General features: G+C 43.4%; 17 protein-coding genes and 1 pseudogene. 9 read left to right on the forward strand and 9 right to left on the reverse strand.

Annotated features, from left to right (window positions below):
* Window positions 1-471 precede the first annotated feature (471 nt).
* From VOA_RS07190 to VOA_RS07175, 4 genes are all read right to left on the reverse strand, one after another.
* Window positions 472-1146 carry a DedA family protein gene (locus VOA_RS07190; protein ID WP_000377285.1) on the reverse strand — a complete coding sequence of 225 codons (675 nt, stop codon included), beginning with the start codon at window positions 1144-1146 and terminating at the stop codon, window positions 472-474.
* Window positions 1147-1271: 125 nt separating this feature from the next.
* On the reverse strand, window positions 1272-1817 hold the full coding sequence (locus VOA_RS07185; protein WP_198006592.1) for a hypothetical protein: 546 nt from the start codon (window positions 1815-1817) through the stop codon (window positions 1272-1274).
* A gap of 356 nt (window positions 1818-2173) precedes the next feature.
* The gene (locus tag VOA_RS07180; RefSeq protein ID WP_000244535.1) at window positions 2174-2971 is read right to left on the reverse strand and encodes an EAL domain-containing protein; all 798 of its coding nucleotides are present in this window, start codon (window positions 2969-2971) and stop codon (window positions 2174-2176) included.
* 394 nt (window positions 2972-3365) lie between these two features.
* Entirely contained in the window at window positions 3366-4001 is a 636-nt protein-coding gene (locus VOA_RS07175; RefSeq protein ID WP_000923236.1) for a hypothetical protein, read from the reverse strand.
* Between the two features lie 389 nt (window positions 4002-4390).
* Between VOA_RS07175 and VOA_RS07170 the strand changes: the two genes are divergently transcribed.
* Both VOA_RS07170 and VOA_RS07165 read left to right on the forward strand, forming a co-directional pair.
* Window positions 4391-4936 carry a cytochrome b gene (locus VOA_RS07170; RefSeq protein WP_001065867.1) on the forward strand — a complete coding sequence of 182 codons (546 nt, stop codon included), beginning with the start codon at window positions 4391-4393 and terminating at the stop codon, window positions 4934-4936.
* A complete protein-coding gene (locus VOA_RS07165) occupies window positions 4933-5502 on the forward strand; it encodes a YceI family protein (protein ID WP_000753201.1) in 570 nt (189 codons plus the stop codon). Before VOA_RS07170 ends, VOA_RS07165 begins: the two co-directional genes overlap by 4 nt.
* Before the next feature lie 125 nt (window positions 5503-5627).
* On the opposite strand, the gene focA is transcribed toward VOA_RS07165, so the two are convergent.
* Complete coding sequence (gene focA, locus VOA_RS07160) at window positions 5628-7079, reverse strand: formate transporter FocA (protein ID WP_001271441.1); 1452 nt, start codon at window positions 7077-7079, stop codon at window positions 5628-5630.
* A 216-nt stretch (window positions 7080-7295) separates the two neighbouring features.
* On the opposite strand from focA, the gene VOA_RS07155 reads away from it, so the two are divergent.
* Both VOA_RS07155 and VOA_RS0118360 read left to right on the forward strand, forming a co-directional pair.
* A complete protein-coding gene (locus VOA_RS07155) occupies window positions 7296-8201 on the forward strand; it encodes a LysR substrate-binding domain-containing protein (protein WP_001270753.1) in 906 nt (301 codons plus the stop codon).
* 174 nt (window positions 8202-8375) lie between these two features.
* Window positions 8376-8870 (forward strand): annotated as a pseudogene (locus VOA_RS0118360) (DUF1097 domain-containing protein).
* A 152-nt stretch (window positions 8871-9022) separates the two neighbouring features.
* Here the strand turns inward: VOA_RS0118360 and VOA_RS07150 are convergent.
* A complete protein-coding gene (locus tag VOA_RS07150; protein ID WP_000549952.1) occupies window positions 9023-10654 on the reverse strand; it encodes an ATP-dependent endonuclease in 1632 nt (543 codons plus the stop codon).
* A 248-nt stretch (window positions 10655-10902) separates the two neighbouring features.
* On the opposite strand from VOA_RS07150, the gene VOA_RS07145 reads away from it, so the two are divergent.
* The 3 genes from VOA_RS07145 (at window position 10903) to VOA_RS07135 (ending at window position 14598) form a co-directional block, all read left to right on the forward strand.
* Window positions 10903-12645, forward strand: a complete 1743-nt coding sequence (locus VOA_RS07145) for a bifunctional metallophosphatase/5'-nucleotidase (RefSeq protein ID WP_001132202.1) — start codon at window positions 10903-10905, stop codon at window positions 12643-12645.
* Window positions 12646-13162: 517 nt separating this feature from the next.
* Window positions 13163-14119, forward strand: coding sequence for a TerC/Alx family metal homeostasis membrane protein (locus VOA_RS07140; protein WP_000074620.1), 957 nt, complete (start codon window positions 13163-13165; stop codon window positions 14117-14119).
* Between the two features lie 290 nt (window positions 14120-14409).
* Window positions 14410-14598, forward strand: a complete 189-nt coding sequence (locus VOA_RS07135; protein WP_000929607.1) for a hypothetical protein — start codon at window positions 14410-14412, stop codon at window positions 14596-14598.
* Window positions 14599-14754: 156 nt separating this feature from the next.
* Here VOA_RS07135 and VOA_RS07130 read toward each other — a convergent pair whose 3' ends face one another.
* Window positions 14755-15321 (reverse strand): PhnA domain-containing protein, encoded by a 567-nt coding sequence (locus VOA_RS07130; protein ID WP_000102403.1) that lies wholly within the window; start codon window positions 15319-15321, stop codon window positions 14755-14757.
* Between the two features lie 192 nt (window positions 15322-15513).
* Between VOA_RS07130 and VOA_RS07125 the strand changes: the two genes are divergently transcribed.
* Entirely contained in the window at window positions 15514-16596 is a 1083-nt protein-coding gene (locus tag VOA_RS07125) for a site-2 protease family protein (protein WP_009356029.1), read from the forward strand.
* A 64-nt stretch (window positions 16597-16660) separates the two neighbouring features.
* Here the strand turns inward: VOA_RS07125 and VOA_RS07120 are convergent, their stop codons facing one another.
* Window positions 16661-16846: a hypothetical protein gene (locus tag VOA_RS07120; RefSeq protein WP_000857202.1), complete on the reverse strand. Its 186-nt coding sequence runs from the start codon at window positions 16844-16846 to the stop codon at window positions 16661-16663.
* A gap of 246 nt (window positions 16847-17092) precedes the next feature.
* Here VOA_RS07120 and VOA_RS07115 point away from each other — a divergent pair, with 246 nt between their 5' ends.
* Window positions 17093-17428: a hypothetical protein gene (locus tag VOA_RS07115; protein ID WP_000583167.1), complete on the forward strand. Its 336-nt coding sequence runs from the start codon at window positions 17093-17095 to the stop codon at window positions 17426-17428.
* A 56-nt stretch (window positions 17429-17484) separates the two neighbouring features.
* Here the strand turns inward: VOA_RS07115 and VOA_RS07110 are convergent, their stop codons facing one another.
* The gene (locus VOA_RS07110) at window positions 17485-19842 is read right to left on the reverse strand and encodes a fatty acid cis/trans isomerase (RefSeq protein ID WP_032468314.1); all 2358 of its coding nucleotides are present in this window, start codon (window positions 19840-19842) and stop codon (window positions 17485-17487) included.
* Window positions 19843-19860 lie beyond the last annotated feature (18 nt).

Genomic DNA, 19860 nt, shown 5'->3' on the forward strand with positions numbered 1-19860 from the left:
CGCTTTCTAAACATATCCTCTGGAATGGGTTGAAGAAGCCGTCAAGCAGACCGGACGAGCTACGGCCGCAGAGCATAAAGTTGAGTCGTTGAGGATAAGCTTCATCAACGCACTTTACTTCATTCAAGATGAATTTATCTGGTCTGACGGGAGAAGCCCTGGTGCTATCCCAAAGGCGCTAGAAATGCTTTGAGAAAATGGAAAGCGGCTGATATTGCCCAACAAAAAAAGGAAAGCTTACCCTCGGGCAGTATTGAAGAAAGCTTTAAAGTATCCAGCGATAGCCAGAGAGAAAAAAGCCACTCGCTCTTAAGTGGGTGACATTGCTCATATGAACCCCTTTTCTTGTTCTCCTCCTCAAACCATCACTTTCGGCTGTAGAGATCGTTAACCTTCAGCGATTGGTAATGTTCACAACGGGTTAATGTGAACATTCAAATAAATACAGCCCATATCCTTGGGCTGTTTCTTTTAGTCTTTTACCATGACTTTTACTTTGCGATCGCGCTTCTTCATTACGGCACTCGTTAGTAAGGTCAGTGCGGCGAGCACTAGAGTAAATACGGGTGCGATCATCAGTAGCTTGGTGGCAAAAAGCTCGAGTTTGGCTGGTAAAAGAGAAATACCGAAGCCTGCACCGACCAAGAATAAAATCCAACATAGAGCACTGATAGCAGAAGCTGAAAAGAACTGCAGCGGTTTAACGCAATTACGTAAACCCATCACCATTGGCAATAAAGAACGAACGACAGGGAAGAAACGTCCAAAGAACAGAGCAACCAACCCGAAGCGATGCAGTAAGTTATCTGTTGCGGTCAGTTGTTTTTCAGGCACTTTAGCCAACCAACGGTTGACAACTCGCCAGTGTTTCAATTGATAACCTTGGTAAAACGCAATAAGGCTTCCTAACCAACCTGCCAGAAATAGGGTAATCAGCACCAAATGTAGCTGCAAAACTCCGGCAGCAGCGAGTGAACCACTTAACACGATCACGCTATCGCACGGTAAAGGTGCTGCAGGTAAAAAACCACTTTCGAGAAAAATCAGTAAGCCCAAGCAAAAATACAACATTAGTAAGTTAACTTGTTGTAATGCAATAATATCTTGATTCCACAATGCGCTAAAAATAGAGAGTATTGAATCCAAACCGTGATCCTCTTTTGTTCGTAAAAATGGAGTTTCTCAGTATGACTTGGGAGTGTATTGAACTCCGTTGACATTGGTTTTTGCCAACAACAGTCAAATGAGTACAGGAATAGAAAGAGGCTCCGTTAAGCGTGAGCGTAACGAGAATAAAGATTGATGAATAACCAAGATTTGCGCGTATGCGTCATTGCACTGAGATTCAGAAATGCAAGCTGTTGTGTTGTTATGGCATGAGGTGTATCGAGCCAACTTGGGTTGATGTTCAGCGAAGTGTGAACTTTTTCCACAGAACTAAACGGTTCTTGACCATCCTGAGAAGAAATACTCAGAAAACGGTTAAGGGAAATACGAGTAGATAGAATTGCAAATGGATGTTTGGTGTGAGGTGCTTGGTGCTCAACTTTGTTAGATGTAAAACGAAGAGGAGTATTGAACTCTTGCACATGGAGAGTTTGAGATAGCGATAAGGTAATCAGCACAATGAAAGACCAAAAGGCCATTACTGCTTTAAATACCATCTGCCACCACCTAACTACACCCCATTTTCTACCGGAAGAGTATGCGTCTGAACGATGATGCTGTAAAGAATCAGATTGTCTAACAGGATTTGTTGCTGAGAAATTGAGCTTTCGAGTCAAAATAGGCTCAAATAATTCGTAAGCAATGTGCAAATTATCCTACACGTCAAAGAATGATGAGATTTAGTTTTAGAAAATAGCATTCCATTTTGACGTTGGACATGATGATGAAGATTCAATTCAAACTGACTCTACCCGTTGTAACTATTTTAATTACTTTTCTTTTGGTTTCGTTGGTGAATTTTTCGCAATCACGCAGACAGTTCAAAACAGATGGTCGATATGGTTCGTAAGGCACAAACGGCATGTGAAAGTTTAAATATACAGTGTGAACATCTTGATAAGTTGGTTGGTCGTTTTAAGGTTTAACGATGTATTGAGTGCTAAAAGGGAGACTATGTTCTCCCTTAATCCGCATCACCAAATAGAATTTCTTATGAGTCAGAGCTTCAATTAGCGTTAACGACCTTAATGGACTGAGCGATACCTTCAGGCAGTGCGAGGTAGTAACCTTGATACATATGGATATCCAGTTTTTGCATCGCCGCCAGTTGTTCCGCTGTTTCAATACCTTCAACAACAGTGTACGCCCCAGTATTGTTTGCTAGCTGTAGACCAGCAAGTAAACCGCAACAATCGCCCGCCATGAAATCGAGTAACAACTGTCTATCCAATTTTATGATGTTCGGACGTAGCATCGCCACTCGTGCGGGAGTGGATGCTTTACAGCCAAAGTCATCAATAGCAATTTGAAACCCATTAGCAACAAGTTTTTCGGTGGCGACTTGCAGCATTTCTTCATCACCGGATTCAACCTCAACCAATTCCATGACAACTCGATGGTGAGGAATGTTGAGCTCTGCCAACCGAGTGGCAAGCAATGTTGAGCTGATATCGCAATAAGCAAATTGTTCGCCAGCGACAGGTAATACATTGAGAAATAAGCGAGTTTCACGGTAAGGGGAGAGGCTAAAATTGCGGATGTGAATAGCTCGACTTAGGCGTTCGACATTTAATTTATCGGTAGCGGAAAAGGCATCTGAGTGAAAAAACAGGTCAGGTCTAACTTGAGAATGTTGCTGGGTATAAATTCGAACTAAAGCTTCAGCGCCAACAATCTGGTGTTGTTTATCGAAGATGGGTTGAAAGACACTACGTAACGTAAGGTTGTTGTATCTTGCAAAATATTCTCCATTCTCATCGTAGTGGATGCAGTCGAGAAATTGTTGTTTATCAGTCAGAACCATACAAATTAAGCATCCTAGGGTGAAAACAGCACAACGTTTCCCAGAAATATTACTTTTGACGTACGCCATGTTATTGGTGAAACGTGCAGCCTGTCAAATGGGAAGCCATACGATAGCATGAAGTATGGATGTTGTTTTTTGCGCTAAATTAAGTAATAAACAGTCTTGATTAGAAGGACTGATTCTTGAACATCACCTTAAATAACATGCCCTTAGTTGTGGATGATAGGGATCACATAAATATTCGGTGAAAATGCGTTAATCAGTAATATTGCGGTGCTCAATGAATGAGTTTGTTTGCTGTGCGCAAAAAGGTTTTATAAAAATCGACCAGCTTCACTATTTTGAAAGACTGGTAATCATGTATGTACGAGTAAAATGCATGAGTAAACGATTAACTCCACTGTAGAACAGCGTAAAGCTGGATATATTTACGTACTAGTTGCTGATTTTTGGAGCGTTTAAGGGGGTGCCCATATTTAATAAAACAAGGGCTAATTTGGTAGTAATGCTCTAACGTTTGGGTGAGTTGCGAGTCACTTTCTTGCAAGGCAATCCCCTGAGCATGGTATTCATCCATTTCATCAGGCAATTGCCCTGTCCACCAATGCAGTAACTCTCGGCTTTTTTGGCTTCGTCCCATCCAATGATCATTGAGCAATAAAAGCAAATCATTGGGTTGAATAGCATAAGCGTATTCTTGTTTCCATTGACTGATATCACGCATTAACTTTGCTCGGCATGCTTTGCCTGCACTCATTAAATGGTGAGTTAAGATCCAAACAGTTCCAACATCACTGGTTACACGAAAGTGATGGGGGAGATCACGCTGATAAATCGATTCAATTGGTGTGTATTGGCAAGGGTGGCCAAATTCGCTCAAGGTGCGCGCAAGGCGTCTCGCAAATGCTAAGCCTAAATGGTGTTCACTCATTCCTTGGTTATGGATGGTAGGATAGTTTTTCTCACACAATCTGAGGCAATCCACCTGAAATTCATTGACACTTTGCGTAACGATATCCAGTAGCAAGATGTTGTTCTCCCTTACAAAAACCAAGCAAGATTATCACAGTTACATTTTGTCACTACCAATTAACGGTGACTTCTTGATCTCTAGCGCCTTTCTATTGAAATGGCTAACTCGCATCGCACACTTCAAATTACTCATTATCATTTATATTTTGTTACAACGTAGTAAAGGTTTTAGATATGCCAAATAACACATATCTATTTGTTGATGAGGCTAGAGCAGGTAAGCCACAACGGTCATTAAGAAAAAGTTCATTCGAAATTTTTGATGTAGTTCTTCAGGCTACTTGTCTATGCGCGGTGTAAAAATTGAGAAATACTCTTTAACGAATAGGTATTAACGAATAGGCTACAGGTGCGTAACTAAATTTCTATATGAGCAAGAATGTAATGAATAATTCAAACAACCAACACTATAACTTAGTCGCACGCAGCATCCATTGGGTATCAGCCTTGGCCGTGATTGGCATGTTTGCTGTCGGGACTTGGATGGTCGATCTCTCTTATTACAGTGAATGGTATCGTACCGCTCCCCATTGGCATAAGTCTGTAGGGATCTTATTGATTGCACTTACGGCTTTTCGTCTTGTGTGGAAGTTACTGACCACATCACCGAAGATTGAAGGCGCTCGTTGGGAAATATTAACGGCGAAGAGCGTTCATCATTTGATGTATTTGGGGCTCTTTGTACTTTTTGTCTCTGGTTATCTTATTTCAACAGAAGATGGCCGAGGCATTGACGTGTTTAACTGGTTTACTGTTCCGGGGATGGGCGCGTTTTTTGAAAACCAAGCGGATATAGCGGGGGAAGTTCATTTCTATACGGCTTGGGGATTAATTTTACTGGCGGCACTGCATGCTGCCGCTGCACTCAAACATCACTTTATTCATCGCGATAACACACTACGTAAAATGCTGACAGGAGCATCAAAATGAAAAAAACACTAATGGCAGTGGGTCTTGCTGCGGTCATGTCAATTCCATTCGCAGCCAATGCGGCTGATTATGTAATTGATACTAAGGGCGCGCATGCTTCAATCAACTTCAAAGTAAACCATTTGGGTTACAGCTATATCAAAGGACGATTCAATAAATTTGATGGTGAATTTTCTTTTGACCCTGCCAACATTGCTGCTTCGAGCGTGATGGTAAATGTCGACACTCGCAGCTTGGATTCAAACCATGCTGAGCGTGATAAGCACATTCGTAGTTCAGATTTTATTGATGCCTCTAAATATTCAACAGCTACGTTCAAGAGTACGGAAGTGGCTGATAAAGGCAATGGTCAGCTAGAAGTGAAAGGCGATTTAACTCTGCATGGTCAAACCAAGCCTATCGTGATTAATGCGGAATTTATTGGTGCAGGACAGGACCCATGGGGTGGTCAACGCGCTGGCTTTATGGGAACGACTCGCATAGAACTGAAAGATTTTGGTATCCAAGTGATGGGTGCTTCAAGCTATGTCGATATGGAACTTCATGTTGAAGGCGTTCAAAAGTAATCTTTTCCATTCTAAATCCCAACTCATTGACTGGCTCAGGTGAGTTGATCAAAAAAGCCCCCTAGTATGCTAGGGGGCTTGTTTTTGGTTAAGCGACTTATTTCCTAACCAAAATGAGGGAGAGATTAGGCTCGTGCCAATTCTTTCTCTTTAATCATATGAACTCGCTCGCCGTAAATAGGGCGTAACGCTTCAAGCACATGATTGCGTTCTAAAACACCGACAAACTGACCATTTTGTAGTACAGGCAGCATCTGTGGCTTGTTTACTTTCATGCTTTTTGCGCGCTCTTCCAGTGAGAGTGCACTGAAGCGAGTGGCGATCCCCATGCTAGTGGTTGGGAAAAGTTGTTCTTTATCGATGCAGAAGAACTCTGTGACATCAACTAATTTGTCATTGATATCAATTGCAATAACATCGCGCGACATGAGGTCAACCACTTTTTGGTCTTTACTTGGTAGGTAATCTTGGCACCACAGGTCAATCATGATGTCATGGGTAGAGAGTACGCCAACCAAACGACCTTGAACATCGACAACCGGCGCTGCAGATAAATGGTGGTCGAGTAGAGTGTCGATCGCGGCTGGAGTTGTCATATCAACGCTGAGAGTGACAGGTTGAGTGTTCATCATATCTTTTACTGTAATGGTGCTTTTCATAATAGTTTCCTTGACTGACGTAAGTGCTTGAGTTTCCGTAATAGTGGCAATATTGGCGGCTTTCAGTTGTGGGCGGCGGTAGATACTCCAATTGGCTAACCCCACTAATACAGCCCCCCCAACTATGTTGCCGAGGGTGACCGGAATTAAATTGGCCGTAACAAATTGAGTGACATTTAAATCGCTATATTGGCTAGCGGAAACGCCAACTTGTTGCCAAAAGCTATCCGGTGCAAAGTTTTGAATAACAATGCCCAGTGGCACCATAAACATGTTTGCAACACAGTGTTCAAAGCCACTTGAGACAAACATCGCAACGGGCATGATGGTCATTGCTGCTTTAGTCATAGCATTGGCTGAACTGAAAGTGAGCCAAATAGCCAAACACACCAGTAAGTTACACAAAATACCTAACGCAAAAGCTTGAATGACGGTGTGGTGAAGTTTGTGCTGTGCAATATTCAGCGCGTTCAATCCCCATTGACCGTTATCGAGCTGGTAGAGCCCTGCTGCGGTAACGAGTAGCAGTAGAAAAATGGCACCGATAAAATTGCCGATGTAAACTTTTCCCCAGATTGACAACATTTTTCCGAAGCTGATTTCGCGGTTTGCCCATGAAATGCTGGACAACACAGAGCTCGTGAACAACTCGCCACCACAGATGACGATCAAAATCAGCCCCATACTGAATGCAACGCCACCTGCAAGGCGGCTTAGTCCCCAACCAGCGGAAGCGCTGCCCGTGGTGACTGTGATGTAGAACAGAAAAGCCAAGCCGATAAAAGCTCCCGCCATAACGGAAAGACCTAAAATCATACCGCTGGTTTTTTTGGCTTTGCTCAGTGCAAACTTTTCTGCTTCCGCCATCATTTCTGTAGGTGAAAAGCAGTTTTGGTTTTTAGAGTAGGCTGCAGACATATTCGCTCCCCAAACTCAATTTCATGTTTACCTCCGTTTAATCAACAACGCCTGATGCGTTGCTTCGACATCAGATTAGGGGGCAAAGCGAGTAAACGTAAAATTGATAATTTTTAAAAACCTCATCAATTATGTTGATAAGGCAAGTTGGAGGCGTAAAATGAAACCACTTGCTCATGTAGAGCAAAACAATTAAAGAAAAGAATAGGATAGGTAGTGCGGTATTCATTAAAACAATTAGCAGTATTTGATGCTGTAGCCGATTGTGGCAGCGTGAGTCAGGCTGCGGATAAACTGGCGCTCACCCAGTCAGCGACTAGCATGTCTTTAGCTCAGTTGGAAAAAATGTTAGGTCGTCCTCTGTTTGAAAGGCAAGGTAAACAGATGGCATTAACCCATTGGGGCATGTGGTTGCGCCCTAAGGCAAAACGCTTGTTGCAAGATGCTCAGCAGATTGAAATGGGCTTTTACGATCAGCATTTACTCAGTGGTGAAATACGTTTGGGAGCAAGCCAAACCCCTGCAGAGCATTTAGTGCCTGATCTCATCAGCATTATTGATAGCGACTTTCCGGAGATCCGAATTTCACTGGGCGTAAAGAGTACCAAAGGTGTCATTGAGGGCGTTCTTGATTATAAATATGACCTTGGCATCATCGAAGGCCGGTGTGATGACAATCGTATTTATCAAGAAGTGTGGTGTCGTGATCACTTAACTATTGTTGCTTCAGCTCATCATCCATTCGCTAAACGAGAATCGGTCAGTCTCGCCCAGCTTGAACAAGCCAAATGGGTTCTGCGTGAACAAGGTGCTGGTACTCGCAATATTTTTGATAGTGTTATTCATCCATTAATTGCGGACTTAGACGTATGGCGTGAATATGAACATGTCCCTGTACTGCGTACTCTGGTCGCCAATGGTCCCTATCTGACCTGTTTACCTTACTTGGATGTAGAGCGCTTTATCGAAAGCGGACTGCTGGTGGCGTTGAATGTGCCCGAACTCAATATGGAGCGTACACTTTCGTTTATTTGGCGTGCCGATATGGAGGAAAATCCTCTGGCTGAGTGCATCAAACGTGAAGGATTGCGCATGATGAAGGGAAAACCGAGCATCTTATGAGTAATATCATATTTCCTGAATCTGTTGATTTATCGGTTGCGTCACCAAATGAATGCAATGAAATAATTATTGCTAACTTTTATGTGACTTCAATCACTTGTTGATAGGTTGTATTCCGTTAGCATGTCGCCTTGATTCACGCACGCTGAATAACATCAGCATCATGAGGCGGATATGAGCACACTGTTTGCGATTGCACTGACCACCGGTATTCTTTCTGGCATCTGGGGTTGGATTGCCGTCTCACTTGGCTTGCTTTCTTGGGCTGGATTTTTAGGCTGTACTAGCTACTTTGCTTCGCCCAGAGATGGATTGAAAGGGCTAGGGCAAAGTTTATTGACCAATCTTAGTGGCGTTTTCTGGGCTATGGTGATTATTCATACTAGTCAATGGGTGAGCATTGAGATTATCGGTTACGTTGTGACGGCTATAGTGGCTTTTGTCATGTGTATTCAAGCTCAAAAATCTTGGCTGGCTTACATCCCCGGAACCTTTATTGGCTGCTGTGCAACGTTTGCGGCTGCAGGTAACTGGCAATTGGTTATTCCTTCTTAGATGCTTGGTGGTGTGTTTGGCTATCTAATGAAAGCCAGTGGCCTTTGGTTACATCAAAAAATCAATCAACAACCAACCGTTTCAGCCAAAAGACCTGAAGTGGCTTCTCGTTAAGCGATAAATTTAGAATTACCCCGAACTTCGTATCACCTTTTTTATTGTCATCCCTAAACCACCACTTTTAGTGGTGGTAATTGTTTTGTCTACTTGCCACCGATCTGTTACTCCAAGTCGCTTGCTATAGAGTTCATCGCTAGTGGGCAAGACTAAGTATTACCGTTTGCCATGGTGATCACTCGTTTTAATGTCCAGCGTAAAAGTACAGGTATGCACTCCATCCCATTGGCTTCACAATGCGAAACGATAGCCAAAGCCAAATCTGGCTTCGCATGTTTTTTCAAGACTTTAGAGACTACTTTTTTGGCAGGAATAGGGTGATCGTGCGGTATTTTGGCAAGCTCTTTAAAGAAAAACTCAAAACCGTGCGCGTAAAGAAAGTGTTCAATATCTCGATCGGGCAGTTCTGTGAGCCTATGCCGCTCTTGGTCATGTCCGAGCATGCCACGTACAGTCGCTGAGTATTTTTTACCGGCAGGATCCCCATCTGTCACCACATGCCAGTCAATTCCAAAAGCGCGCGCGACTTTGATTAGGGACTTGAGACCAGATTGCGCAAACTCGATTATTTGTACCCCTTCTGCTGCCAAGTTGTAACCGCATTGATGGGCTAGTTCATTAAACAGCCAAACTTCTGTTTCACCTTCTACCAGCAGCCAACAGCGAGCAAAAAGGGCGCCGGATCGATGAAAACGGATATGAAAACCAATTCGGCGTAATTCATCGCGGCTTAAACTGCGCTGAGAAACATGGGTGGCAATCGTGCGATCCGATTTTCTTACTAATCGGCGAATGGAATGCAAAGGTACAGCACCCAGTAGGTCGCTACTGTTGGTGGTCAGAATTTTCTGCATTGGCAGCAAATCTAAGAAGCTCCAAGCCCGCGCCAAGTGAGTAGGATGCAAGCGTCCCTCAGGATCTTCGATGATCAAAATTGGACGAGCGCAGCGGCGTAGCTCCTGTGGTCCTTTTCCTTGTAAATAAGCATTTAATAATCCGAGCAGTAGAAGCTTAGTCTGTTTGTTTTTGGTTTCATTAATGATTTGGCTGACCGTCTTTTCGCTAGGAGATGCGGAATACAGTAAGCTGTCACGTTCACGGCGTGGATTTTTTCGGGTTTGGCTTTTGAAAGAAAAGTAGTGCTCAATCAGTGAGTTCATTGCACTGAGGCTGCTACGGATTTCGCCTTTATTTACATGACCGGGTGTCGCCATTAGGCGCCGCCAAGTATTGCTGATCCGCTTTTCAACACGGGCATTCTTGCCATTACCATTTGATTGCGTTTTTTCAAAACGTCTTGAATCCTTTAAACGGATCACCGGATGTAAACTCATCAGCTCTTGAGCCAGTTTTACGGAGTGGTGGAGTGTGAGTGGATTCCCCTCTAAATCTAAAAACGCGTATTGGGTGCTGATATCATATTTAACTCGCGTAGCACTGATTCGATAAATGATTGTCTGCGAGCCTTGCTCATCGATTTGCCACAGAGGCTTAAGTTTACGATAGCGGCCAGCTTTCGGTTCAAAAGAATCCACAGAACGAAAAACAAGGATGATTTGCAAGTTTTGGGTCTGTGGATCAGCAATAGAATAATCCACATGGAAATCTTGTAAGGTGAACGGATACAAAGAACCATCCGCTGGAAGTGCTACCGATAAGGCATCTAACAGAGACGATTTCCCCCATGTATTTTCCCCAATTAGGGTGGTGATCTCATCAAAAGTCAGTGAGAGTCGGCGAATGCCACGGAAACCAGCGATTTCAATTCGCTCTAAATGCATAGGCTGCTCCTTATATGCCTCAAAAGATCTATCCTATGAGGTTTTTTTAAGAATATAGGAAAAAACCAGTATAAGCAGGGTGTTAAGCTTGGGTTTTCCGATGAGAGCTCACACTTTTGTGATGAGCTAACCGCAAAAAATGTGACACAAATTATTTAACGTCACTAAAATTTCAGAGAGGTTTCATAAAAGTCACGATTCTGTCATGATCGGCAGGCTAGGATAGGTGTGGATAAAAGAGAAGACGTATGCCTATGAGAAAAAAAAATCAGCCAGCTTCGATCACGTTGGCGCACATTAATGACACCCATTCCTACTTTGAGCCTACCTCACTACAACTGACCCTAGAACACGGATCGGATACGCTGAAACCATTTGTGAGTGCAGGTGGTTTTGCTCGTATTGCTACCCGTGTTGCGCAGCTACGTGATGATGCTCAGCGCATGCAGCGTGAGTTTCTGTTTCTGCATGCTGGGGATTGCTTCCAAGGCACTCTGTATTTTTCGTTGTTCAAAGGCAAAGCCAATGCAGACATGCTTAACGCGCTTAAGCTCGATGCGATGGCGGTAGGCAATCATGAATTAGATATGGGTAACTTACCTGTCGCTCAATTTGCTCAACGAATTCAGTTTCCATTATTAGCCGGTAACTGGGATTTATCTCAGGAGCGTGAAAGTAAATCACTGCGCTTAGCAAGTAATCCCAAGGTTTACAGCTATAACGCTGAGCAAGGCCACGCGCGCTGGATAGAAAAGGATGTCAATGGTGAGAAAATTGCTATCTTTGGTCTGTCGATCGATAAAATGGCGGATATAGCCAACCCAGACAGCGACACCCCTTTCGTCAATGCCATTGCAACTGCGAAAGCCAGCGTATCAGCGATTCATCAATCGGGTATCAATAAAATTATCCTGTTGAGTCACTTGGGCTACGAAGGTGATATTGCTCTCGCCCAGCAAGTTTATGGTATCAGTATCATTGTAGGGGGGCATAGCCATGTATTGCAGGGCGATTTCTCAGCGCTAGGCATTGCTAGCCGTGATGAATATGGCCTGCGTATCAAAGATACCTATATTGTTCAGGCGGGTTTATATGCCCTGACTCTGGGTCATTGTCAGATCGATTTCGCCGCTGATGGACAAGTGACAAAATTTGAAGGGCGTAATGAGTTACTACTGGGTAGACGCATGTTTGTCGATGCCAGTATGAGCCAAGAACAAATCAGTGAACGTTATAGCCAGGCTCGGGATGAGGTGGATAATCATCCCAATGTTGTGGTATGCAAAAAAGATCCTGCACTGCAAAAGTTGTTGCAGGAAAAATACATCCCCAAAGTTCGTCAATTGCAGCAGCAAATCATTGCCCATGCTGACCGAATGTTGCGCCATATCCGTATTCCAGATCTGGAAGGGGGCAGTGAAATCGCACCATTGGTCGCTAAAGCTTTTGTGCATGCCCTAAATAAACGAGGGTTAGATGTTCAATTCGCTATCCACAATGCGGGGGGCGTTCGTACCTCCGTTTTGCCTGGAACGATTTCTGTTGCCGATGTGGCAGGAAAACTTTTGCCTTTTGCCGTACCTATTGGGGTCTATCAAGTCTCTGGACGTGTCATTGCTCGCGCACTGGAAGGGGCAATCAATAATGCTTTAAGTAATGGTGTCGAAGGAACAGGGTCGGGCAGCTACCCGTATTGCCATCAACTGCGGTACCAATACCTAGCTGATAAACCTATTGGGCAACGCATTATCCAATTGCAGATTCAACAAGAAGGAAAATGGCAACCTGTTGATTTTGAAGCTATGTATTGGGGAACCTCATCGGCATACACTATGAAAGGCAAAGAAGGTTATGATGCTTTGTTGGATATGGAAGGTGAAGGGATTGTGACACAAATCTCGATGGCGGATGCATTCATCGAGCTGCTTTCCGATTGCCCTGGCTTATTAACCTATGAAGCTCAGACTGCTTGTGAATGCACTCATCATTAAAACTGATATTGATTAACTCCGCCTGATCTAAAAGAGATTGGCATGCAGCTTGCTATGTTCTGCTTGGTTTCTGCTCAACAATGAGCAGCAAAGGGGGAGAGCATGTTAAATCAGGATTGGTTCGATACATTCGTGGTGGTGGCTTGGGTTGGTGTATGGTCAGCGCTCATCTATCTGTTACCTTTCGCAGGCGTGTAGCAGTAAAAAAGCACCGAGTAGTCTGTGATACCGATGAAATTCGAGCATAAGAGGAGCGACTCACCCGCTCCTTTTTATTGAACTGGACACGGTATAGGTACAGGAATAGAATGGCGGCGTTTTGGGGAGTAGTCGCCTTCGGTTTATTTGTCGTCATCACGTTGAGATTCACTCAACCGGCAAATATAAGCTCTGAATTCAAGTTCAACGCTTCGACGAGACCAACGCATTCCATACTGCATTCGTTGCAGTGGTTATTGGTATGCGGAAGGTCTTGAGATGATGTGACTTACCAAGATCTTCCGTTTTCGGAGGAAATATGTCCCCAATTACTTATTTGGGCTTTGGCCTACTCACGTTAGCTCTTGTGGCTGTCGATCTATGGCAAACTCGCGGTGGTAAGGTCACGATCAAAAAGGCCGCCATCTGGAGTCTTTTCTGGTTTCTTCTTGCTTTTGTTTTCGCAATTAGTCTGTACTACGGTTGGCAATGGTATGCCCCAGAGAGCAGCTACAGTGCGGAGAAAGCCACACTCGCTTTTATTACTGGTTACTTGCTCGAAAAATCGTTGAGTGTGGATAACTTATTTGTCTTTGCAATTATTTTTCATCAATACACGGTACCAGAACACTTACGCCCACGTGCGTTACTGTGGGGCGTGATTGGGGCATTGGTGCTACGAGCGATAATGATTGCGGTCGGAGCCCAACTGTTAAGCCAGTATCATTGGATTTTGTATGTGTTTGCTCTATTCCTGATCTGGACTGGTATCCAGCTTGCTCGCGATAAAGGTGACGATGCCATCAACCCGCTGCCAGAGCGATTAATTCGCCGCTGGTTTAAAGTGACAGACAACTATCAAGGCAATGCACTGATCACTAAACAGCAAGGGCAGTGGTGGGTAACACCGATGTTTATTGTGATTGGTGTGATCGCCTTTATGGATGTGATGTTTGCGCTGGATTCTATTCCTGCCATTTTTGCCGTAACACAAGAGCCATTTTTGGTATTAGCGGCTAACGTGTTCGCCCTATTGGGTCTGCGATCTCTGTACTTTGTGTTGCAGGGAATGATGGATAAATTTTTCTATCTAAAACCTGCATTGGCTTTCATCATGATGTTCATCGGCGTAAAGATGATGTTAGTTGGAACGACTTGGGCGATCCCAACTCCGATTTCTTTATGTGTGCTACTGGCTACCATGACGCTTGCCGTGGTTGCTTCGATTTTCCGAGAACGCTCGCAGAGCAAGAATATCACAGAAAAAACGGTTTAAATATGGCAAGTTATCTCCTTGAGATTTATCTCAGGGAGATAAAAATTAACTCGTAAATGAGTTGTTAAATTCTATTGTGGGTAAAATTTTATCTTAATAATTATGCGGTAAATGTGACTAATGTTTAGGCTTTTCTATCAAGTCTCGCATAACTCGATTAGGTGTTTGTTAATGCGTTGTTTCATTATTTTTTCTAATTCGAAAAGGTAAAATTAGTCATTTTCTAATCGCTAAGTGATTGACTAGTATTCACATCAACACAGTAAGTGACCGATTCAAGAGAGGCAATCATGGCTCATGCAATGCAAATGGGAACAATGACAGTCCCAACCTCCAAGGATAAAAAAACCTATACGGTTAACTTCAAAGGATTGATTGCTCATCTGCTCGACATTCTGTTCGTAGATAATGCTCCACGTCATTACTACGCTGCTGAATTGTCAGCACACATCCAAAAAGATGTGGGTTTATACCGTTAAGCGAAACAGCAATAGATATTAAAAAGTCGGCACTTTGCCGACTTTTTTACATTTTAAATGCTCTAGCTTGAGCGGTATAAATTACAGATAAAGAAAAAGCGCCTAAAGCGCTTTTTCTTTCGAACTGAATTCAACCTTTGCAGGCTTCATCAGCGATCATTTCTTACGACAGTACTCGGCAATGATGTACATAGTTTGGCCGTTGACTTTGCCTTGAATGTGCTGTGGATCTTCGGTCAGAGTAATACCGCGCACTGCAGTACCTTGTTTGATCACCATGCTTGAGCCTTTCACTGGCAGATCTTTGATTACAGTGACATCATCACCTTTTTTCAGCTCGACACCATTCACGTCACGTGGCTTTTCAGCATCGTCATCCATACCGATTTCTGCCCATTTAGCGGTCTCTTCATCAAGATACATCATATCTAGCAGATCACGAGCCCAGCTTTCTGTTTCAGAAATACGTTTCAGTTGGCGCCATGCTTGAACCTGAACCGGTTGAACTTGGCTCCACATGCTATCGTTAAGACAACGCCAGTGGTTCATATCCATGGTTTCTGGGTTTTCGATTTGTCCTTTACAGGTGTCACAGATCATCACAGCGTGATCGACAGTGACAAGAGCATGCGGTGCAACCACAAAAGGAGAAAGAGGAGCAGAGGCAGCGCAAAGCTCGCATTGTGATTGACAGCGTTCAAGTAAAGTTGCTTCAGTAGACATAGTACCCACCTTGTAAATAAATGTAAGCGCGTATTATCCATTTTAAGCTCAAAAATTAAAGGGATATTCGGTAATTTCATGCAAATCGCTGCTTTTCTTTGTCATTCTTAACGATGATATAAGGGAAATTTCTGCCTCCTTTCAAGGCTTTCGGTATAATGCCGCATCATTTGTTGACCACTGGATTGAAATTTGGAACTGCTTCGTATTGATTACTTAGGAAAGCCTTTACGACTCGAAGGGTCGATGGCTGGTTGGCAGCAACTGTTTTGGAACAACATTTTGGTTGCTCAGCGTCCAGCTCAAGAGAATTATCAAGGTGATATTCAGCACCATTTTCAACTGACTCAAGGCGAAACAGTGTTGGATTGTTGCTTAGATTTGGAGCTTTCTTGGCAGCCGTTTGAGTTAAAGTATCAAGCCAAAATTAATGATGAGATTATCACACAAGGGGTGCGTAGTGAAAAAGATATTGAACGCCAGACACCCTATGAAGCACCAAAAGTAGAGCGGAAGTTCAGTGTTGTCGGCTTAGCCTCTTTAGCCATGAAAGCGCTCAAGAGCGCGAAGATGATCAAAGTCGTGATGGCATCAGCCAGTCTTGCCGCTTATTCATGGTTATTTTCATTTCAATTTGCTCTCGCTCTGATTGGTTGCTTGATTTTCCATGAATATGGCCATGTGAGAGCTATGAAATACTTTGGCATGAAAACCAAGGGGATTTACCTCGTTCCATTTCTCGGTGGTCTTGCGCTCAGTGACGAGAAAATTAATACCCGCTGGCAAGATGTGGTGATCTCCATTATGGGGCCTTGCTTTGGTTTGTTCCTTTCTTTGTGTTTAGTGGGTGTGTATTGGGTGACAGATTCACCTTTTTGGGCAGCGCTTGCGGTATTCAATGCTTTTCTCAATCTGTTTAATTTATTGCCTGTCTTACCACTTGATGGGGGTCATATACTTAAAAGCGTGAGCTTTTCGATGAACAGTAAAGCGGGCGTGTTTGTGTGTGCGCTATCGATCCTTGGAGGGATCGTACTGAGTTACAGTTTAGGCTTAACCTTGTTTGGTTTTCTGCTGCTAATGGGCACGTTGGATATTATTTTTGAATGGCGTCAACGCCATCATAGCCATTTGTTACCACTCAATCGCTATGCGCAGATTGTCTCTACTGTTTGGTACCTCGCTTTAGTTAGTGGTCTGATCGGGATTATTATTGGTTTCGCTTCAACGGGGGATACCTTGCTGAGTTTACCATTGCTCATCTTGGCTACTTAGTTCAACAATAAAAAGAAGCCGAATCATAATGGTTCGGCTTCTGGGTATAACACAGCAAATTTTCTTAACGCCAATCACTATCCCAGTAATCTCGTCCTTCAGGTGCATAAGGCTCATCAAACCTATTTAATGCTTTACCTTTTAACTGTTCTAATTGCTGCTCGAGTAGGTTAACAGTGTCCAAATCTCCTTCAGAAAAAGCGATATAGATTTCTTGCTCTATGGCTTCGATGTGGTCTCGAGTTTTCATCTCATACCTCCTGTGTAGCTTGGTTGGTATTAGTGATGCCAATATAGCTGACGCATTATGTAACCTTATTTTTGACTAAGTGTAGTCTAGCCATTGGTGAAATGCGCCATCTCCCTTCACAAGGGATGGGGAGATGAAAGGTTGATGGTTTCTTATAGTTAGCAATCATCAAATGTATCGTTAGACCAGTTTGCATTGATATTTGTGATATTGTGCGCAAATAATTTATTGCTAATGAGGTTATTCATGATCATTTTTGATGCGGCATCAGTTCTCTACATCGCTCAGTTTTTAGATAGTCATAAGATTCATTTGAACGGTAACGTTTATTTTGATGATCGCCAAAGAAAGAGACTGGTACTGAATGTAGAAAGGATCTATGAGGACTTCGATGTAAGCGGTATGTTCATGAATGTACTATCAGGATATAAGCTTCTGTTCGCTGATGCTGAATTGAGATTAAGTATACGCGACTCAACCATTGAATTTTACGACAATGCCGTTACTCAATTTACAAGCCAAGAGTTAGAAGATGAAGTGGCAGCTTGGGTACATGCTGAAGTGAATGAATATATGTTTTAAATAACCGGAAATTAGCGAAAGTAAATGCCCCATCTCGAAGTGGGGCATCACTGGAACTAACGATTTTCGAAACGGTTGTAGTCGAGTAATCCATATTCAATCGGTTGATCTTGACGATACCATTGATGCACTTGATCACTGAATGCCCAAAAATCGGGAGAACTGCGACGTACAGCAAAGCGATCAAGTAATGCTACGTAGTCCTGTTCGGATTTCATGGTAGAGAGGCGTTGATATAGCTCTGGGATCTGGTTTTCTTTGAGCTTTAGATAAGCAGAAGGATAACTTCCCACTACGCCTCGTACCAAGGTCAGATCATCATTTTGGGGGGCACGGTTATTATGCTCATCAAACAAGCTAGAGATATTGGTGTGTGCGTTATTGTGGATTAACGTAAATAATTGCGATATTCCACGGTCACTTTCCACCATTAACATCATAAGTTGTGGGATTGGAAGCAAACCTTCGCCACGCAAGTGGTCTATTTGTCGTAAAGCAAATTCGTTTTCTACTTTTAAGCCTGTTTGAGTAATCGCATATCGGTTATTTAGCACGGGTTTCACTTGAGCTCGTAATTTAGCAAACAGCTCCTGCTTAGGATCGTCTGTGGTGTATTTTACGCTCGTTGGTTGGTCAAACGGTTTTACGTTACGTTGCAAGAAAGCAGAGAATTGCACGCTTTGGTCTTGGTACCAACTAGAGAGCTCTTGATGTCGCATATCGCGTGGTAACAAAGCCACGAAGTTACTTTCGCCTTCCATTCGTAGGAAATCCATAAACATGCGAGTAATGAGCTGGTGCCCGAAATTACCATAGACATCAAACCCTGCAACTAATAAATAGTGGATCCGCTCTAACAGCGCGTAATCGAGTACCCACGCAGTTTTTGGTGGCTCACCGATTAACCCTTGCACCACGGAAGCACTGTCGAAATGGCGGAAAATGGTTAAAGCGGCATTAGAGTTAGTGCCAGCTCCATCCCAAATGATATCTGTGGTTAGATGAGTTCCATTTTTAAACCATTGGTTAATAAATTCAGACTTTGCCTCTAAATATCGGCTTTGTTGTAGTGAATAGCGCACCCAGTTGCTCAGAGGAAGGGCGGTGTTTTCTTGTTCTGCAGGCAGTTTTAAATTTTCGACCTGTGAGCGATAGAATTCATTCACCTCAGGTAAGTCCGCTTTATCCGGATCGAGGAAGAAGATCCAGAATCTATCGTTAATCACATTCAACGCTAATTGGCCGCGGCAAACTGGGCCTTTAATAAAGGCCATAACGGTATTTTGTGCGTTATCGAGCAAAAATTTAAACCGTGCTTTCACAGGTAAATCGATAAACGCTGACATTGGGTTAGCCGCAATTTCTGGGTTATAACTCGGCAATTCAGCCACGTTGTAGTCAGCTTCAATGAACCAGGTTTTCCAATTAGTGATCCGCTGTTGATTGAGTGCAAACGGCATATGTGTTTTATCAACAATCGTTTCTTGTTCAGGGATCAGACGGTAGTACACTCGTTCAACCTTAGGGTCATCGTAAGGACGGCGAGTGGCAATTAACTTCACTGGTTCACCGGGTGGGGTGGCAGAGCGAACCAATTTAAAGAAACGTGGACGCTCCACTGTAATTTCAGAAAAGAACAGGTGCGAGAGAAATAAATGCTCATAGATATAACGAGCAGCAAGCTGGTTTTTACGTGCGCCGTAGTTAAATAGTGTCTCGTATTCCGCGATGAAGGCTTGCTCTTGCTGCGTGAGAGGGAGGTGCTGATTCATCACAGCTCCCTCTTTTAGCCAAGTCATCAGCGTTGCATATTCTTTGGAAGATAAATTGGGCATGCCAAAAGGCATTCCCCAATTCGGGTTAGCTTGCTCGAAATGATCCATCTCATTGATCGTTGGGCAAGTTTGTTTCCGATCGAGGGAGAAATCAAAACCTTCTAATTGATCTTGTTGGGGAAGCGGATGATGCTCTTTCTGCATTAATAGACGAGCCATTACTCCGGCATCAACATTGGCTTGCGCGGTTTGATCGCGCTCATTCAAAATCGGATGAAAACCAGCCTCTCGCCATTCTTGAGTGAACTGCGCATCTTCATAGAGGCGAGTCGGTGCGGCAGCAGTAAGACGAGTTCCTTGATAGACAAGAGCCTTGCTTGCTCCGCGATCAATCCCTTCGCTTGACGTCATTTTTAACTGACAAGGAGCATCGTAACAAGCGTGGCAAACGACACATCGATTATCCAAAATCGGTTTTACTTCATTTAAGAAATACTGCGCTTGATTTGATTGCAATGGCATCTGCCTGTCGCGGACATGCTCCACGCCAAATAGCTGATCATAATTGATACCTGCATACATGGCACAACCAGAGAAAATCGTCACCATCAGTAGAAGAATTGAGAATTTAAAATTCATAATCACAAAATGAAAAAT

Origin of the sequence: Vibrio sp. RC586 (genome assembly GCF_000176715.1) — a bacterium.
Lineage (GTDB): Bacteria > Pseudomonadota > Gammaproteobacteria > Enterobacterales > Vibrionaceae > Vibrio.

What these genes read in the sequence shown, in the direction of transcription:
- VOA_RS07180 (WP_000244535.1), bottom strand. Translation starts at nt 2,971, where the DNA reads ATGGTTCTGACTGATAAACAACAATTTCTCGACTGCATCCACTACGAT.
- VOA_RS07170 (WP_001065867.1), top strand. Translation starts at nt 4,391, where the DNA reads ATGAATAATTCAAACAACCAACACTATAACTTAGTCGCACGCAGCATC.
- VOA_RS07165 (WP_000753201.1), top strand. Translation starts at nt 4,933, where the DNA reads ATGAAAAAAACACTAATGGCAGTGGGTCTTGCTGCGGTCATGTCAATT.
- focA (WP_001271441.1), bottom strand. Translation starts at nt 7,079, where the DNA reads ATGTCTGCAGCCTACTCTAAAAACCAAAACTGCTTTTCACCTACAGAA.
- VOA_RS07150 (WP_000549952.1), bottom strand. Translation starts at nt 10,654, where the DNA reads ATGCATTTAGAGCGAATTGAAATCGCTGGTTTCCGTGGCATTCGCCGA.
- VOA_RS07145 (WP_001132202.1), top strand. Translation starts at nt 10,903, where the DNA reads ATGCCTATGAGAAAAAAAAATCAGCCAGCTTCGATCACGTTGGCGCAC.
- VOA_RS07140 (WP_000074620.1), top strand. Translation starts at nt 13,163, where the DNA reads ATGTCCCCAATTACTTATTTGGGCTTTGGCCTACTCACGTTAGCTCTT.
- VOA_RS07135 (WP_000929607.1), top strand. Translation starts at nt 14,410, where the DNA reads ATGGCTCATGCAATGCAAATGGGAACAATGACAGTCCCAACCTCCAAG.
- VOA_RS07130 (WP_000102403.1), bottom strand. Translation starts at nt 15,321, where the DNA reads ATGTCTACTGAAGCAACTTTACTTGAACGCTGTCAATCACAATGCGAG.
- VOA_RS07120 (WP_000857202.1), bottom strand. Translation starts at nt 16,846, where the DNA reads ATGAAAACTCGAGACCACATCGAAGCCATAGAGCAAGAAATCTATATC.
- VOA_RS07115 (WP_000583167.1), top strand. Translation starts at nt 17,093, where the DNA reads ATGATCATTTTTGATGCGGCATCAGTTCTCTACATCGCTCAGTTTTTA.
- VOA_RS07110 (WP_032468314.1), bottom strand. Translation starts at nt 19,842, where the DNA reads ATGAATTTTAAATTCTCAATTCTTCTACTGATGGTGACGATTTTCTCT.